Below are 16,267 nucleotides of genomic sequence, written 5' to 3'. Positions count from 1 at the left end.
GTTGTCAGCCTATATGTAGACAAATAAGGGCAAACAACGCGCGGCGAGGGCGCTAAAGGTGGCTAACCGCCAGGTTTTGTTCCGCTCGTTGCGTCAGAAACATAGCCCTCACTGCCACGTTTGGGGCAAACTCCCCGTTTTTCCGTATTTGGCCAAGGCATGCCCATGACTCCCGCTTCGTCCGTCGATGAAAAGAGCTTTCGTACCCTCCTGAGCCGAAACGTGGCATTGCCCCTGGGTGTGGGCGTGCTCAGCGCGGTGTTTTTCGTGTGCCTGATCACCTATTTGCTGTCGGTGATCCAGTGGGTGGAGCACACCGATCGGGTCATCAATAACCTCAATGAGACGTCAAAGCTGACAGTCGATCTGGAAACCGGCATGCGCGGCTTCCTGATCACCGGCGACGAGCACTTCCTCGATCCCTACGAGGTGGCCAAACCACGGATCATGTCCGACCTGCGCAATTTGCAAGAACTGGTCGCCGACAACCCGCAGCAGGTCGATCGCCTCAAGCGTCTGGAAGCGCTGCAACTGGAGTGGAACAAGTACGCCCAGACAATGATTGATATGCAGCGCCAGAGCGGTGACTACCGCAGCGCCGTCAAGGCCGGGCGTGGCAAGCGCCTGACCGATGAGATCCGCAAGGAGTACGACGAAGCGGTGGCGATGGAGCAGCAGTTCCGGATCACCCGCAATGCCGACGTGACCCGTACCACAGTGATCAGCGTTGGCCTGTACCTGGTATTCGTACTGGGGTTGAGCGGTTTTCTTGCCTATGTAGGGCGTAAAAATCTGGTAGCTCTTTCAGAGAGTTACAGCGCAAACCTCGCGTCACAGCAGAAGATTGCTCGGCGTTTGGAGCAGCAAGCGTGGCTGCGTAATGGCCAGACCGAGCTGGCCGAGCAGGTGCTGGGCCAGCTGACCCTGAACATGCTGGGGCGCAATATCCTGCAGTTTTTTGCCCAATACATGGGCTCGGTGGTCGGCGCACTGTATGTGCGCGAAGAGCATGGCGGCCTCAAGCGCATCGCCACCTACGGTTTCTCCCGCGAGCAGGAGCAGCAGGAGCAAGCGATCTACAGCGACGAAGGTATTGTCGGCCAGGCCGCGCAGTTGGACCGCCTGATCCGCCTGGACGATGTGCCGGTGGACTACTTCAAAGTCAGCTCGGGCCTGGGCGAAGGCGCCACCCGCAGCGTGCTGGTGATGCCCACCAGCGACGATGATCGCGTCAACGGCGTGATCGAATTGGGTTTCCTGCGCCCGCTGCAGGAGCGCGATACGGAATTGATGGAGCTGATCGCCGGCAATATCGGCACGTCCATCGAGGCCGCGCGCTATCGCCAACGCTTGCAGGAAGTGCTGGCCGAAACTCAGCAGCTCAACGAAGAGCTGCAAGTGCAGCAGGAAGAACTCAAGACCGCCAACGAGGAGCTCGAAGAACAGTCGCGCATCCTCAAGGAATCCCAGGTTCATCTGGAGACCCAACAAGCAGAGCTGGAGCAGACCAACGAGCAGTTGGCCGAGCAGACCCAGACCCTGGCCGAGCAGCGCGACGCCATGGATCGCAAGAATATCGAGCTGAACCAGGCCCAGCTGGAGCTGGAAGACCGCGCCGAAGAGCTGCAGCGTTCAAGCAAATACAAGTCCGAATTCCTCGCCAACATGTCCCACGAGCTGCGTACGCCGCTCAATAGCTCACTGATCCTGGCCAAATTGCTGGCGGAAAACCCCCAGGAAAACCTCAGTGCCGAGCAGGTCAAGTTTGCCGAGTCGATCTACTCGGCGGGCAACGATCTGCTCAACCTGATCAACGACATCCTGGATATTTCCAAGGTCGAAGCCGGCAAGCTCGAAGTACGCCCGGAAAATTCCAGCGTGGCGCGTCTGGTGGACGGTCTGCGGGGGATGTTCGAACCGCTGGCGTCCGATCGCAAGCTGGGTTTCCAGGTGGAGGTGCAAGAGGGGGCGCCGGCCATGCTGTTCACCGACCGCCAGCGCCTGGAGCAGATCCTCAAGAATCTGCTGTCCAACGCGATCAAGTTTACCGAGCAGGGCCAGGTGAGCCTGTCGGTGTCCGGCGCGGCCGAAGGCGGGATTGTGTTCACGGTGCGCGATTCCGGGATCGGCATCGCCCCGGACCAGCAAGAGAGCATCTTCGAAGCCTTCCGCCAGGCCGACGGCACCACCAACCGCCGTTACGGCGGCACGGGCCTGGGCCTGTCGATTTCCCGCGACCTGGCCACCTTGCTCGGTGGTTCGATCCACGTCACCAGCGAACCGGGCAAGGGCAGTGTGTTTACCCTGACATTGCCGGAACAGTACGTCGAGCACGAGGAACAGCCCCAGCCAATCGAACCCCCGCGCCCGGTGGTTGCAGCACCTGCGCCGGTCCCGGTCAAGGTCTCGCCCTTGCCGGTGGCCGATGCCGAGCAGATCCCGCGCTTTGCCGACGACCGCGACAAGGCCCCGTTCACCACGCGCTGCATCCTGGTTGTGGAAGACGAGCCGAACTTTGCGCGCATCCTGTTCGACCTGGCCCATGAACTGGGCTACCAATGTCTGGTCGCCCACGGCGCCGACGAAGGCTACAACTTGGCCGAGCAGTACATCCCCGACGCGATCCTGCTCGACATGCGCCTGCCGGACCATTCCGGGTTGACCGTGCTGCAACGCCTGAAGGAACACGCCAGCACCCGGCACATCCCGGTGCATGTGATTTCCGTGGAAGACCGGGTCGAGGCCGCCATGCACATGGGCGCCATCGGCTACGCAGTCAAGCCCACCACCCGTGAAGAACTCAAGGACGTGTTCGCGCGCCTGGAAGCCAAGCTGACGCAAAAGGTCAAACGCGTGCTGCTGGTGGAGGACGATGACCTGCAACGCGACAGCATTGCCCGCCTGATCGGCGACGATGACATCGAGATCACCGCCGTAGGCTTTGCCCAGGAAGCCCTCGAACTGCTGCGCAGCAACGTCTATGACTGCATGATCATCGACCTCAAGCTCCCGGACATGCTCGGCAACGAGCTGCTCAAACGCATGGCCACCGAGGACATCTGCTCGTTCCCGCCGGTCATCGTCTACACCGGGCGCAACCTGACCCGCGATGAAGAAGCCGAACTGCGCAAATACTCGCGCTCGATCATCATCAAGGGCGCCCGCTCGCCGGAGCGGCTGCTGGACGAAGTCACACTCTTTCTGCACAAAGTCGAATCCCAGCTGTCCCATGAACGCCAGAAGATGCTCAAGACCGCTCGCAGCCGCGACAAGGTGTTCGAAGGGCGCAAAATTCTGCTGGTAGACGACGATGTACGCAACATCTTTGCCCTGACCAGCGCCCTGGAGCATAAAGGCGCGGTCGTGGTGATCGGGCGTAACGGCCGTGAAGCCATCGACCGCCTCAATGAGGTCGAGGACATCGACTTGGTGCTGATGGACGTGATGATGCCGGAGATGGACGGCTACGAGGCCACGGCGCTGATCCGCCAGGACCCGCGCTGGAAAAAGCTGCCGATCATCGCTGTGACTGCCAAGGCCATGAAAGACGACCAGGAGCGCTGCCTTGCGGCCGGCTCCAATGATTACCTGGCCAAACCGATCGACCTGGATCGTCTGTTCTCGTTGATTCGCGTATGGCTGCCGAAGATGGAACGCATTTAAGTGGAGCGAAGTTTTTTGGAAAAAAGCAGCGATATTGAGCTGCGCCTGCTGATCGAGGCGATTTACCTCAAGTACAGCTATGACTTTCGCGACTATTCCGGGGCGTCGGTCAAACGTCGCGTGGCCCATGCCATGCGCCAGTTCGACTGCGCCACCATTTCCGCGCTGCAGGAGCGGGTGCTGCATGACCCGGCGGCGTTCATGCAGTTATTACAGTTCCTGACGATCCCGGTAAGCGAGATGTTCCGCGACCCGTCGCACTTTCTGGCGATCCGCCAGGAAGTAGTGCCGCTGCTCAAGACCTACCCGTCGATCAAGATCTGGATCGCCGGTTGCAGCACGGGGGAGGAGGTCTACTCCATGGCCATCCTGCTGCGCGAAGAGGGCTTGCTGGAGCGTACGATCATTTACGCCACCGATATCAACCCAGCGTCCTTGGACAAAGCCAAACAGGGCATTTTTTCCCTGGAGAACGTGCGGGCCTACACCACCAATTATCAGCAGGCCGGCGGGCAACGTTCGTTTGCCGACTACTACACGGCGGCATACGATTACGCGATCTTCGACAAGACACTGCGGGAAAACGTGACGTTCGCCGACCACAGCCTGGCCACCGACAGTGTCTTCTCAGAAACTCAATTAATTTCTTGTCGTAACGTATTGATTTATTTCAATAAAAAGTTGCAAGACCGAGCGTTCGGATTGTTTCATGAGTCGCTATGCCATCGCGGCTTCCTGGTGCTGGGCAGCAAGGAAACCCTGGATTTCTCCGGCTATAACAAACACTTCGAACCCTTGGTCAAGCAGGAACGGATCTACCGCAAATCATGAACGACGCTGCAGCCAGCCCGATTCGCGGGATTGAAGCCATCGTCGTCGGCGCGTCCGCCGGCGGCGTCGAAGCGTTGTTGGGTATTTTCAGCGAACTACCTAATGGCTTTGGCTTGCCCATCATCGCGGTGCTGCACTTACCGGATGAGCGCCGCAGCCAATTGGCCGAAGTGTTCGCCCGGCGCCTGCGCATCCCGGTGCGCGAAGCCCAGGACAAGCAATCCATCGAGCCCGGTACCTTGTACTTCGCCGGCCCCGGCTATCACTTGTCGGTGGAGCAGGATCGCAGCCTGTCCCTGAGCCAGGAAGAGCGGGTACATCACTCGCGTCCGTCCATCGATTTTCTGTTCACCTCGGCGGCGGATGCTTACGGCCCCGGGCTGCTGGCGATCCTGCTGACCGGCGCCAACCAGGACGGCGCACGGGGACTGGCCTACGTAAAACAGCAACACGGCACCACTGTTGTACAGGACCCAGCGGAAGCACGCGTGGACGTTATGCCCCGTGCAGCCCTGGCGTTGCAGACACCTGACCATATTCTGACTCTGAGCCGGATAGGCTCATTGCTGGTTTTGCTGGAATCTTCCCCATGTTAAGTACTGTCCAGGCCAAACTGCTGATCGTCGACGATCTGCCGGAAAACCTGCTGGCCCTCGAAGCGCTGATCAAGCGTGAGGACCGCCAGGTTTTCAAGGCATTGAGCGCCGACGAAGCGTTGTCCCTGTTGCTGGAGCATGAGTTCGCCATGGCGATTCTCGATGTGCAGATGCCCGGCATGAATGGTTTTGAGTTGGCCGAGCTGATGCGCGGCACCGAGAAGACCAAGAACATCCCCATCGTATTTGTCAGCGCCGCTGGCCGGGAACTCAACTACGCGTTCAAGGGCTATGAAAGTGGCGCGGTGGATTTCTTGCACAAGCCGCTGGATATCCATGCGGTCAAGAGCAAGGTCAATGTGTTTGTCGACCTGTATCGCCAGAGCAAGGCGATGAAATTGCAGGTCGAAGAGCTGGAGCGCAGCCGCCGCGAACAGGAACTGCTGCTCAACCGCTTGCAGGCCACTCAGGCCGAGCTGGAGCAGGCGGTGCGCATGCGCGATGACTTTATGTCGATCGTCGCCCATGAAGTGCGCACCCCCCTCAACGGCCTGATTCTGGAAACCCAACTGCGCAAGATGCATCTGGCCCGAGACAACGCCGCAGCGTTCACCTTGGAAAAAATGCACGCCATGGTCGATCGCGATGAGCGCCAGATCCGCAGCCTGATCCGTCTGATCGAAGACATGCTCGATGTGTCGCGCATCCGTACCGGCAAACTATCGATTCGCCCGGCGCGCTTCGACCTGGCGCAACTGGTTAGCAACTTGGTGGAGAACTTCGCTCCGCAAGTCGCCGCCGCTGAGTCGTCCATGCAGTTGTCGGCCGAAGGCCCGGTAGTGGGGCATTGGGACGAGTTCCGGATCGAGCAGGTGGTGACCAACCTGCTGACCAACGCACTGCGCTACGGCGCCAAGAGCCCGGTGGACGTGCGGGTGTACAGCGAACACGGTGAGGCGCGGGTCGAAGTGCGCGACCGTGGTATCGGCATCAGCGAGGAAAACCAGAAACGCATTTTCCAACAGTTCGAGCGTGTATCGGCCAGTCAGGTTGCAGCCGGATTGGGCTTGGGGCTGTTTATTTCCGAGCAGATCGTCGCGGCCCACGGCGGCACCATTGAAGTCGAGAGTCGGATAGGCGAGGGCGCTCTGTTTCGCGTGTGCTTGCCCCTTGAACCGGCGGCGTGAACTCAATCGTCACCTCGACGCAACCTTCTACGTGACCCCATGGTCGTAGTTGCAGCAATTGACCGGACAAAGGCTTCCCATGAGTGAAGATGCACAAGATGTCGTACTGATCGTCGAAGACGACGAGTCCATTATGTTTGTGTTGGGTGAATACCTGGCGGGCCTGGGTTACCGGGTATTGAAGGCGATCAACGGCGAACAGGCTTTTGAAATCCTCGCCACCAAACCCCATCTGGACCTGATGGTGACTGACTATCGATTGCCGGGTGGCATCTCTGGCGTGCAGATCGCCGAGCCTGCAATCAAGTTGCGCCCGGAACTTAAGGTCATTTTCATCAGCGGTTACCCGCAGGAAATTCTCGACTGCGACAGCCCGATCACGCGCAATGCGCCGATCTTGGCCAAGCCGTTTGATCTGGATACGCTGCAAGAGCATATCCAGCGTTTGTTGGCATGAGCAAAGTCGCTTGGGCGTAATTCAGGCTCTTGCTGAGCCTGAATTCCCGTGGGTGAATTTAACTGGGCTAAGCACCTCTGCGGCTTGCATGATCGGCCCCGTGAGGTCTGCCCAGCTATGACCGGGGCCCGAGAACTTTTGCGTTTTCCGTTGACTGTAAAGCGATCGAGTCACTGGCAGAGGAAGGGATTACCTCCCCCCATGCTCTTCGTACCCGCTGAGCGGTCCTGCTTTCTGCCGAAACGATAGCTTTTCCCAGCCTTACCAGAGCGCTAATACCTTCAGTCTGAGGGTGCGCAAATCATTTCCCGTACTTTGGCCGTCAACAAGTCGAAGGTGAACGGCTTGGTGATCAACTGCATCCCCGGGTCCAGGAAGCCGCCGCGCACTGCGGCATGCTCGGCATAACCGGTGATGAACAGCACTTTGAGGTCCGGCCTGAGCTGCCGGCCAATTTCCGCCAATTGGCGACCGTTCATGCCTGGCAGCCCGACATCGCTGATCAGTAGGTCGATACGCTGATCGGACTGGATAATCGGCACGGCGGTGTTGCCGTCGCCGGCCTCGACGTACGCGTAGCCCAGCTCCTTGAGCACTGCGCTGACCAGCAAGCGCACCGCCGCATCGTCCTCGACGATTAGCACGGTTTCGCCGTCAGTGGCGTAGGGCAGCAGGGTAGGATTCAGCGTTTGCTGGGCGATCACTTCGCCGACAAAACGTGGCAGGAACAGGCTGACTGTGGTGCCTTTGCCGACTTCGCTATGGATGATCACATGGCCACGGGACTGACGGGCAAAGCCATAGATCATCGACAGACCCAGCCCGGTGCCCTGGCCAATCGGCTTGGTGGTGAAAAACGGGTCGAACACGCGCCCCATAACGCTTTCGGGAATGCCGCAACCGGTGTCGCTGACACTCAACTCTACGTAGTCGCCCGGTGTGAGGGAGCCATAAGCGGCAGTGAACACGCTGTCGAGATGGCGGTTGGTGGTTTCCACGATAAGCCTGCCGCCGTTGGGCATGGCATCCCGTGCATTGATCACCAGGTTGAGCAGGGCGCTTTCCAACTGATTGGGGTCGGCCTCGGCGGTCCACAATTGCTCGCTCAGACGCATGTCTAGACCGATACTTTCATTGATGCTGCGTTGCAGCAGCTCACCCATGGACGTGACCAACTGGTTGATTTGTACCGGTTTGGAGTCGAGGGACTGACGGCGAGAAAACGCCAGCAAACGGTGGGTGAGGCCGGCGGCGCGGTTGGCGGAGGTGACGCCCAGGTCGATAAGGCTGTCCAGATCGTCCAGCTTGCCACGGGCCACACGCCTTCGCAGCAGCTCCAGGCTACCGATGATGCCGGTGAGCATGTTGTTGAAGTCATGGGCGATGCCGCCGGTCAATTGACCGACCGCCTCCATTTTCTGGGATTGTCGCAGCGCTTCTTCGTTGTTGCGCAGTTGGGCGGTACGCTCTTCGACCTGTTGTTCAAGGGTTTCCAGGGTGCGTTGCAAACGCAGCTCGCTTTCGCTGAGGTCGATCAAGCGGTCCCGCGCTTCATATTGGCGGCGTCGCCCGCGCAGGGCGGCGCTGACCAGGCTGATCAAAGTCACCGGGTGAAACGGCCGCTCAAGGAACGTCACGTTGCCCAACAAGCCGCTGAGGTGGGATGAGCCGTTCTGCTCGCCGCCGCCGTGGTGGGTCAGCAGCACGATGGGCAGGTCCGACCAGGCGGGCTGCTGGTGCAGACGCTCCAGTAACGGCTCCAGGTCGATGCCGCGCAAAGCCTCGGCAGCGATGATCAACAGACCTGCGCCCTGTTCCAGGGCTTCGCACAGGGCCTTGAGGTTGCTGGCAATGATGCCGCTGTAGCCGGCCTCATTGAGCATCATCAGCGCCAAGGTGCCGTCGCGGCCCATGGGCGCCAGCACAATGGCACGCTCGGAGACGGCAGACAGGTCTGTCACTCTCCCTCTTCCTTCAATAACGGCGATCCGGCGCCCATGTAAGTGGGGATGCCGCGCAGCACGCCTTGGAAATTATCCAGTGGTTGGCCCACGGTCATGCCCTGGTTGCTGATGCGGTATTCGCGAATCGTCGATTCATGGGTGCCTGTGCGCTTCTTGATGATGGAGATGGCGCGACGGACCTTGCCCAGCGCTTCGAAATAACGCAGCAGAATCACAGTGTCGGCCAGGTAAGTGATGTCCACCGGCGCCTGCATGTCACCCACGAGACCGTGCTGGGCCACCGTCATGAAGGTTGCCGCGCCACGGCGGTTGAGGTACAGCAGCAGCTCATGCATATGCAGGATCAGCGCGTTCTCTTCTGGCATGGCGGCCTGATAGCCGTTAATGCTGTCGATCACCACGGTTTTGATCCCGCGTTCGTCCACGCAGCGGCGCACGCGGTGGGAGAACTCGCCGGGGGACAGTTCCGCGGCGTCTACCTGCTCGATCAGCAGGTTGCCGGTGGCTTGCAGGGCGGCGAGGTCGATGCCCATGTTTTTCATACGTTCGAACAGCAGGCCCAGTTCTTCATCGAAAATGAACAACGCGGCTTTTTCCCCACGGGCCACGGCGGCGGCGGCGAAGATCATCGAGATCAGCGACTTACCGGTACCGGCCGGGCCGAGGATCAGGCTACTGGAGCCGGTCTCGACGCCGCCGCCCATCAGCGCATCCAGTTCGCGAATGCCGCTGCTCAGGGTCTGGCGGATGTAGCCGCCACGATGTTCGGCCGCCACCAGGCGCGGGAACACATGGATGCCGTCGCCCATGATGGTGAAATCGTGGAAACCGCCGCGGTATTTCTGTCCACGGTACTTCACCACCCGAACGCGTCGGCGTTCAGCGCCGTAGTTGGGGGTCAGTTCTTCCAGACGAATCACGCCATGGGCCACGCTGTGTACGGTTTTGTCGAGGGATTCGGTGGTCAGGTCGTCCAGCAGCAAAACGGTGGCGTCGTAGCGCACGAAGTAATGCTTGATGGCAAGGATCTGTCGGCGATAGCGCAATGAGCTTTGCGCGAGCAGACGAATCTCGGACAGGCTGTCGACCACCACACGGGTCGGCTTTACGCGCTCGACCACTTCGAAAATCTGCCGGGTGGCTTCGCCCAGTTCCAGGTCGGAGGAATACAGCAGGCTCTGCTGGTGTTCAGCGTTCAGCAGGCTTTCGGGCGGGGTCAGTTCGAAGATGTGGATATTGTCATCCAGGTCCCAGCCATGGGACTTGGCACCCTGGCGCAGTTCGCGCTCGGTTTCGGACAGGGTGATGTACAACGATGTTTCACCGTTTTTCGCGCCGGCCTGCAGGAAATGCAGGGCTACGGTAGTTTTGCCGGTCCCCGGCTCACCTTCGAGCAGGAACAAATGGCTGCGGGACAAACCACCGGAAAGAATGTCATCAAGACCTTCGATGCCAGTGGCCGCTTTTTCGGTTAACAGCGCTTTAGATGTAGACAAGAAGTGCCCTCAGGTCACAAGCGAGGAGAGGTGCACGCCCGTTCGGGCGCGCCATATGCACTTGACCGTTGGCTATTGCGGGGGTTCAACGTTTTCGCCGGGTTTGTGCGCGGCGTCGGCTTTTTTCCAATTTGTTGTAGACGCCTACAGCCCTTGTTGCAGCGCGGGATCGTCGGGGTTCTGTTGTTCGAGCTGGGCGAGCAGCACCTGCACATTCTGCAATTGGCCGCTTTCTTTCCAGTAGTTGATCAACAGCACCCGCGCCTTGCGGTTGGCCGGGTGGCGCTGGACGATTTCTTCCAACTGACGCTGGGCGGCTTCCAATTCCTTCTGGGCGTGCAGGGTGGTGGCCAGGTCGTAGCGGTAATCCTGATTGTCCGGTTCCAACTCCACTGCTTTGGACAGACCAAGCAACGCGTACGTCCGCTCACCGTGGTGCAGTAGCCACAGGCCCAGGGCATGTTGCAGGTAAGCCGACTCGGGATGCGCCGCCAATTGCCGGGCCAGCAATTGCCGCGATTCGTCGGTTTTACCTTGTTTGTCCAGCAGCTCGATTTGCGCCACCACCGCCGGCAAGTTATCCGGTTGCAAGCGCGTGGCCTGTTCCAAGGCGGCCTGCGCCTCGGGTAGCAGGGCACTGTGAATGTACAGGCGCGCCAATTGAATCCAGCCTTCGGCGGTTTCGGGTTGGGCCTTGAGGTGTTTGACGTACTCGTCCAGCACCTGTTGCAACGGGCCGAAGTACAGGCCCAGGGTATCCGGCGACAAGCCCAGCAGGGCATTGGCCGCGGCAAAACGCACGGGTTGCTCGGGGTCGTCGAGCACCGGGCCGAGCAACAGCGTGCGCTGGCCGCTAGGCACCAGGCCGACGACGCTATGGATCGCCGCCTCGCGCACCAGGGGCGACGGGTCGGCCAAGTCTTTATCCGCCAGCTTCAAGGCTTGAGGGCTGGGGTAGTTGGGCAATTCCGCGTGCAGGGCGGCGCGGCGTTCGGGCGACAGGTCCGGCCGCGCCAATTGCTGATACAGCACGCGCGCCGCGCCCGGTTCGCCATTGTGCGCCTGCTTCAATGCCTTGGAGTAACCATGGGCAATCGCGGGCGGCACCGCCACCGGCGTGCTGCGAGTGAAATACCAGGTGATCAGTACGATAAACAGCAGGGCGCACAGGCCAACGAGGGCGTAGCGGCGTGACTTTGGCATGCAGGTGTCCGAAAGCGTAAGCAGTTCGTTGAGAGGCGCAAGCTTCGACCAGACCACGGCAGGTGTCAAACCCGCATCAGGTGAGTACGTACTCCACCGGCTCCAACGCCGGCGGCAGTTGCGTCGCCCCCAGAGCGGCCAGCACCTCACGCTCCAGGGTGCGCAGGATGGCGTTGCAGGGCAGGTCGTTTTCGTCGAAGCCGAAGGGGTCTTCCAGGTCGTCGCCGATTTCATCCAGGCCGAAGAACGTATAGCTGACGATGGCAGTGAACACCGGGGTCAGCCAGCCCAAGGGTTCGGCCATGGCGAACGGCAGCAGGATGCAGAACAGGTAGATGGTGCGGTGCAGCAGTAAGGTGTAAGGGAAGGGCAGCGGGGTGTGCTTGATACGTTCGCACGCGGCCTGCACCTGGCTCAGGCTGACCAGGCGGGTCTCCCATTGGGTGTAGCGCCATTCGCTGATTGCACCCTGTCCGGCCAGCTCACTGAAGCGCGCACCCAATTGCTGCAGGACCTGGTCGGGCAGGTTCGGATGGTCGGGCAGGTTCGGATGGTCGGCCTGCACTTTCGCCCAAGGCTGGATCGCAAGGGCTTCGTCTTCCTGGCGCAGACGCGCGATCAAGCCGTGGGAGAAGCCACACACGGCGCGCAACAGGCTCGCGCGCTCGGACGTATCGGTCAGCGCCTGGGTCTGTCGGATCAGCGAGCGCACTTCAATGATCAACTGCCCCAATTGCTTGCGGCCTTCCCACCAGCGGTCATAGCAGGCGTTGTTGCGAAAGCTCATAAAGATCGACAGCGACAGCCCAAGCAAGGTGAAGGGCGTGGCGTTGACCTTGGAGAAATAGGCCGGGTGCAGCGTTTCCACCAAGACGATCACCGACGCCAGCAGCGTCACCAGCAGGCTGCGCAAGGCAATACGCTTGGCAATCGAGCCTTTGAGAGAAAACAGGATGCCCAGCAGGTTGGGCTTGGGACGCACGATCATCAGGCGGGAACTTCTTCGGTGGCGCAGGCCATCAGGTTAGAAGCTGCCGGGCGCGGCGTCCAATCGCCAGGGCCAACCGGATGATCGGCGGGGTCTATGATCAATAAAGGCTTGGCCAAACCAGTCAGCCAAGTTGAAGGCTTTGACCATTGCTGCCGCAACGCTCTGGAGCGACTATTTCGCAGGTTCTTGTCCTGAAAAACGTCCTGAAAATAACAATACGCAAGGATTTGAAGCGATGCGCGATTACTTGGCCGCCACTACCGAATTCGATTACCAACACACCGTCGACGCCACCCTGGCCGGCAGCTTGCTGGGCCTCAATGCCTGCGTTGAATGTTGCGACCGCTATGCGCTGCCGGGGCGCATTGCGCTGTTCTGGGAAGGCAAGGACGGGCGCAGCGCCACCGTGACCTTTACCGAGTTGCAGGACCAGGCGGCCCGCTTCGCCAATTTCCTGCTGGCCCAGGGCGTGGGGCGTGGCGACAAAGTCGCCGGCCTGCTGCCGCGCACGGCGGAATTGCTGGTGGTGGTGCTGGCCACCTGGCGCATCGGCGCGGTGTATCAACCGTTGTTCACGGCATTCGGGCCCAAAGCCATCGAACACCGCTTGAACAGCTCAGGCGCGGCGTTGGTGGTCACTGACGCCGTGAATCGGCCCAAGCTTGTCGAGGTGCAGGATTGCCCCACGGTGGTGACGGTCGCCGGCCCCAAGGGCGAAGGCATCGTGCGCGGCGACTTCAGTTTCTGGGCCGAACTGCCCAAGCATTCCAACCTGTGCGAACCGGTGCTACTGGACGGCGAGGAACCGTTCCTGCTGATGTTCACCTCGGGCACCACCGGCCCCTCCAAAGCGCTGTCGGTGCCGCTCAAGGCCATCGTTGCGTTCCAGAGCTACACCCGAGACGCCGTGGACCTGCGCCCCGAAGACGCGTTCTGGAACGTCGCCGACCCAGGCTGGGCCTATGGCATCTATTTCGGCGTCACCGGGCCGCTGTCCATGGGCCACCCGATTACCTTCTACGACGGCCCGTTCACCCTGGAGAGTACCTGCCGGGTGATCAACAAGTACGGGATCACCAACCTGACCGGTTCACCCACCGCTTACCGTTTGCTGATTGCCGGCGGCAGTCAGTTCGCCCAGTCGATCAAGGGCAAATTGCGCGTTGTCAGCAGCGCCGGCGAGCCGCTGAACCCCGAAGTGATCCGCTGGTTCGCCGACAACCTGGGGGTGACCATTCACGACCATTACGGCCAGACCGAATTGGGCATGGTGCTGTGCAATCACCATGGCCTGGACCATCCGGTGCATGTCGGCGCGGCCGGCTTCGCTTCGCCGGGGCACCGCATCGTAGTGCTGGATGAGGCCTTCCAGGAATTGCCCGCCGGCCAGCCCGGCATCCTGGCCATCGACCGCGAGCAGTCGCCGATGTGCTGGTTTGCCGGCTATGAAGGGGTGAAAACCAAGGCTTTCGTCGGCAAGTACTACCTCAGCGGCGACACCGTGGAATTGAACCCCGACGGCAGCATCAGTTTTGTCGGGCGCAGTGACGATGTGATCACCACTTCCGGCTATCGCGTGGGCCCCTTCGACGTGGAAAGCGCCCTGGTCGAACACCCGGCGGTGATCGAAGCGGCGGTGGTCGGCAAGCCTGACCCGGAGCGCACCGAGCTGGTCAAGGCCTTTGTGGTGATCAACGAGCAATACCGCGCCACGCCCGAACTGGCCGAAGAACTGCGCCTGCATGTGCGTCAGCGTCTGGCGGCCCATGCCTACCCTCGGGAAATCGAATTCGTCAGCGACTTGCCCAAGACTCCAAGCGGCAAGTTGCAGCGTTTTATCTTGCGTAATCAGGAAATCGCCAAAGCTCAAGCAGCGGTGGCTTGATCCCTTTCTAAGGACACAATGATGCAGATTGAAAACAAGGTATTCCTGGTCAGCGGTGGTGCTTCTGGCCTCGGTGCGGCCACCGCTGAGATGCTGGTCGCCGCCGGTGCCAAGGTGATGCTGGTGGATTTGAACGCCGACGCTGTGGCGGCCAAAGCCCAGCAACTGGGCGACAACGCCCGCAGTGCCGTGGCCGATATCAGCCAGGAGGCGGCGGCCGAAGCGGCGGTACAGGCCACTGTCGCGGCATTTGGCGGGCTGCACGGGTTGGTCAACTGCGCCGGTGTGGTGCGTGGCGAGAAGATCCTCGGCAAGAACGGCCCTCATGGGCTGGCCAGTTTCGCCCAGGTCATCAACGTCAATCTGATCGGCAGCTTCAACCTGTTGCGTTTGGCGGCGGCGGCCATCGCCGAAACCGAGGCCAACGCCGAGGGCGAGCGCGGCGTGATCATCAACACGGCTTCGGTGGCCGCGTTCGACGGGCAGATCGGCCAGGCCGCGTACGCCGCGTCCAAAGGCGCGATTGCCAGCCTCACATTACCTGCCGCCCGTGAACTGGCGCGGTTCGGCATCCGCGTGATGACCATCGCTCCCGGCATCTTCGAAACCCCCATGATGGCGGGCATGACCCCCGAGGTGCGCGAGTCCCTGGCCGCCGGCGTGCCATTTCCGCCGCGTCTGGGCAAACCCGCCGAATACGCCGCGCTGGTACGGCACATTATTGAAAACAGCATGCTCAACGGTGAGGTGATCCGTCTCGACGGCGCCTTGCGCATGGCGGCCAAGTAAGGAGGACCACCGATGAACGATCCGATTGTGATTGTCAGCGCTGCACGTACACCCATGGGCGGATTCCAGGGCGATCTCAAGGGCCTGACTGCGCCCCAGCTGGGGTCTGCGGCGATTCGCGCCGTGGTCGAACGCGCCGGCATCGCTGCTGATGCGGTGGATGAAGTGATGTTTGGCTGCGTGCTGCCCGCCGGTCTCGGCCAGGCCCCGGCCCGTCAGGCGGCGCTGGGCGCCGGGCTGGACAAAGGCACCCGCTGCACCACCCTCAACAAGATGTGCGGCTCGGGCATGCAAGCCACCATCCAGGCTCACGACGCGCTGGTGGCTGGCAGCGTCGACGTGGCGATCGCCGGCGGCATGGAAAGCATGTCCAACGCGCCGTACCTGTTGGACCGCGCCCGTAGCGGTTACCGCATGGGCCATGGGCGAGTGCTCGACCATATGTTCCTCGACGGTCTGGAAGATGCCTACGACAAGGGCCGCCTGATGGGCACCTTTGCCGAAGAGTGCGCCCTGCATAACGGCTTTACCCGCGAAGCCCAGGACGCGTTCGCCATCGCCTCCCTGACGCGTGCTCAAGAGGCCATCAGCCACGGGCACTTCGCCGCGGAAATTGTGCCGTTGCAGGTCACCGTGGGTAAGGAGCAGAAAACCATCCTGCATGACGAGCAACCGCCCAAGGCCAAACTGGACAAGATCGCTCAGTTGAAACCGGCGTTCCGCGAAGGCGGCACGGTGACGGCGGCCAACTCCAGCTCCATCTCTGACGGCGCGGCGGCATTGCTGCTGATGCGCGAGTCCGAAGCCCTCAAGCGTGGCCTCAAGCCGTTGGCGGTGATCCACGGGCACGCAGCCTTTGCCGACGAGCCTGGGCTGTTCCCGGTAGCGCCAGTGGGGGCGATTCGCAAGCTGATGAGCAAGACCGGCTGGAATCTGGACGAGGTCGATCTGTTCGAGATCAACGAAGCCTTTGCCGTGGTGACCCTGGTAACCATGAGCAAGCTGCAGATCCCCCATGCCAAGGTCAACGTACATGGCGGTGCCTGTGCCCTGGGCCACCCCATCGGCGCGTCCGGCGCCCGCATCCTGGTAACGCTGCTCGCGGCCCTGCGCCACAAAGGCCTCAAACGCGGCGTGGCTGCTATCTGTATCGGCGGTGGCGAAGCCACGGCCATGGCCGTCGAATGCCTGTATTAAGGACTGCT

12 protein-coding genes are annotated in these 16,267 nt (G+C 61.1%); 8 read left to right on the top strand and 4 right to left on the bottom strand.

Annotation, left to right across the window (positions count from 1 at the left end; genetic code table 11):
• Nucleotides 1–165 precede the first annotated feature (165 nt).
• From QRN41_RS04860 to QRN41_RS04840, 5 genes are all read left to right on the top strand, one after another.
• Nucleotides 166–3,663, top strand: a complete 3,498-nt coding sequence (locus QRN41_RS04860; RefSeq protein ID WP_285421234.1) for a response regulator — start codon at nt 166–168, stop codon at nt 3,661–3,663.
• On the top strand, nt 3,664–4,494 hold the full coding sequence (locus tag QRN41_RS04855; protein ID WP_371263992.1) for a CheR family methyltransferase: 831 nt from the start codon (nt 3,664–3,666) through the stop codon (nt 4,492–4,494).
• The gene (locus tag QRN41_RS04850; protein ID WP_034113756.1) at nt 4,491–5,090 is read left to right on the top strand and encodes a chemotaxis protein CheB; all 600 of its coding nucleotides are present in this window, start codon (nt 4,491–4,493) and stop codon (nt 5,088–5,090) included. Before QRN41_RS04855 ends, QRN41_RS04850 begins: the two co-directional genes overlap by 4 nt.
• The gene (locus QRN41_RS04845; protein ID WP_034138069.1) at nt 5,084–6,277 is read left to right on the top strand and encodes a hybrid sensor histidine kinase/response regulator; all 1,194 of its coding nucleotides are present in this window, start codon (nt 5,084–5,086) and stop codon (nt 6,275–6,277) included. Before QRN41_RS04850 ends, QRN41_RS04845 begins: the two co-directional genes overlap by 7 nt.
• A 79-nt stretch (nt 6,278–6,356) precedes the next feature.
• On the top strand, nt 6,357–6,734 hold the full coding sequence (locus tag QRN41_RS04840) for a response regulator (RefSeq protein ID WP_034097949.1): 378 nt from the start codon (nt 6,357–6,359) through the stop codon (nt 6,732–6,734).
• A gap of 281 nt (nt 6,735–7,015) precedes the next feature.
• Here the strand turns inward: QRN41_RS04840 and QRN41_RS04835 are convergent, their stop codons facing one another.
• The 4 genes from QRN41_RS04835 to QRN41_RS04820 form a co-directional block, all read right to left on the bottom strand.
• Nucleotides 7,016–8,695, bottom strand: a complete 1,680-nt coding sequence (locus QRN41_RS04835) for a response regulator (protein WP_285421233.1) — start codon at nt 8,693–8,695, stop codon at nt 7,016–7,018.
• A complete protein-coding gene (locus QRN41_RS04830) occupies nt 8,692–10,194 on the bottom strand; it encodes an ATPase domain-containing protein (RefSeq protein ID WP_034097943.1) in 1,503 nt (500 codons plus the stop codon). Before QRN41_RS04830 ends, QRN41_RS04835 begins: the two co-directional genes overlap by 4 nt.
• 144 nt (nt 10,195–10,338) lie before the next feature.
• Nucleotides 10,339–11,397 (bottom strand): tetratricopeptide repeat protein, encoded by a 1,059-nt coding sequence (locus QRN41_RS04825; RefSeq protein ID WP_285421232.1) that lies wholly within the window; start codon nt 11,395–11,397, stop codon nt 10,339–10,341.
• 76 nt (nt 11,398–11,473) lie between these two features.
• Nucleotides 11,474–12,385 carry a bestrophin family protein gene (locus tag QRN41_RS04820; RefSeq protein WP_285421231.1) on the bottom strand — a complete coding sequence of 304 codons (912 nt, stop codon included), beginning with the start codon at nt 12,383–12,385 and terminating at the stop codon, nt 11,474–11,476.
• A gap of 238 nt (nt 12,386–12,623) precedes the next feature.
• Here QRN41_RS04820 and QRN41_RS04815 point away from each other — a divergent pair, with 238 nt between their 5' ends.
• The 3 genes from QRN41_RS04815 to QRN41_RS04805 are packed head-to-tail and all read left to right on the top strand — an operon-like array spanning nt 12,624 to nt 16,259.
• Nucleotides 12,624–14,273, top strand: a complete 1,650-nt coding sequence (locus QRN41_RS04815) for an AMP-binding protein (RefSeq protein ID WP_285421230.1) — start codon at nt 12,624–12,626, stop codon at nt 14,271–14,273.
• 21 nt (nt 14,274–14,294) lie between these two features.
• The gene (locus tag QRN41_RS04810; RefSeq protein WP_034097934.1) at nt 14,295–15,062 is read left to right on the top strand and encodes an SDR family NAD(P)-dependent oxidoreductase; all 768 of its coding nucleotides are present in this window, start codon (nt 14,295–14,297) and stop codon (nt 15,060–15,062) included.
• A gap of 12 nt (nt 15,063–15,074) precedes the next feature.
• The gene (locus QRN41_RS04805) at nt 15,075–16,259 is read left to right on the top strand and encodes an acetyl-CoA C-acyltransferase (RefSeq protein WP_169867794.1); all 1,185 of its coding nucleotides are present in this window, start codon (nt 15,075–15,077) and stop codon (nt 16,257–16,259) included.
• The last annotated feature ends 8 nt before the right edge of the window (nt 16,260–16,267 follow it).

Origin of the sequence: Pseudomonas sp. efr-133-TYG-23, from assembly GCF_030209215.1 — a bacterium.
In the GTDB taxonomy this organism is placed as follows: Bacteria; Pseudomonadota; Gammaproteobacteria; order Pseudomonadales; family Pseudomonadaceae; genus Aquipseudomonas; species Aquipseudomonas rhodesiae.
The sequence above is the reverse complement of the archived record's forward strand: the minus strand, read 5'-3'. Positions and strand labels throughout refer to the sequence as shown.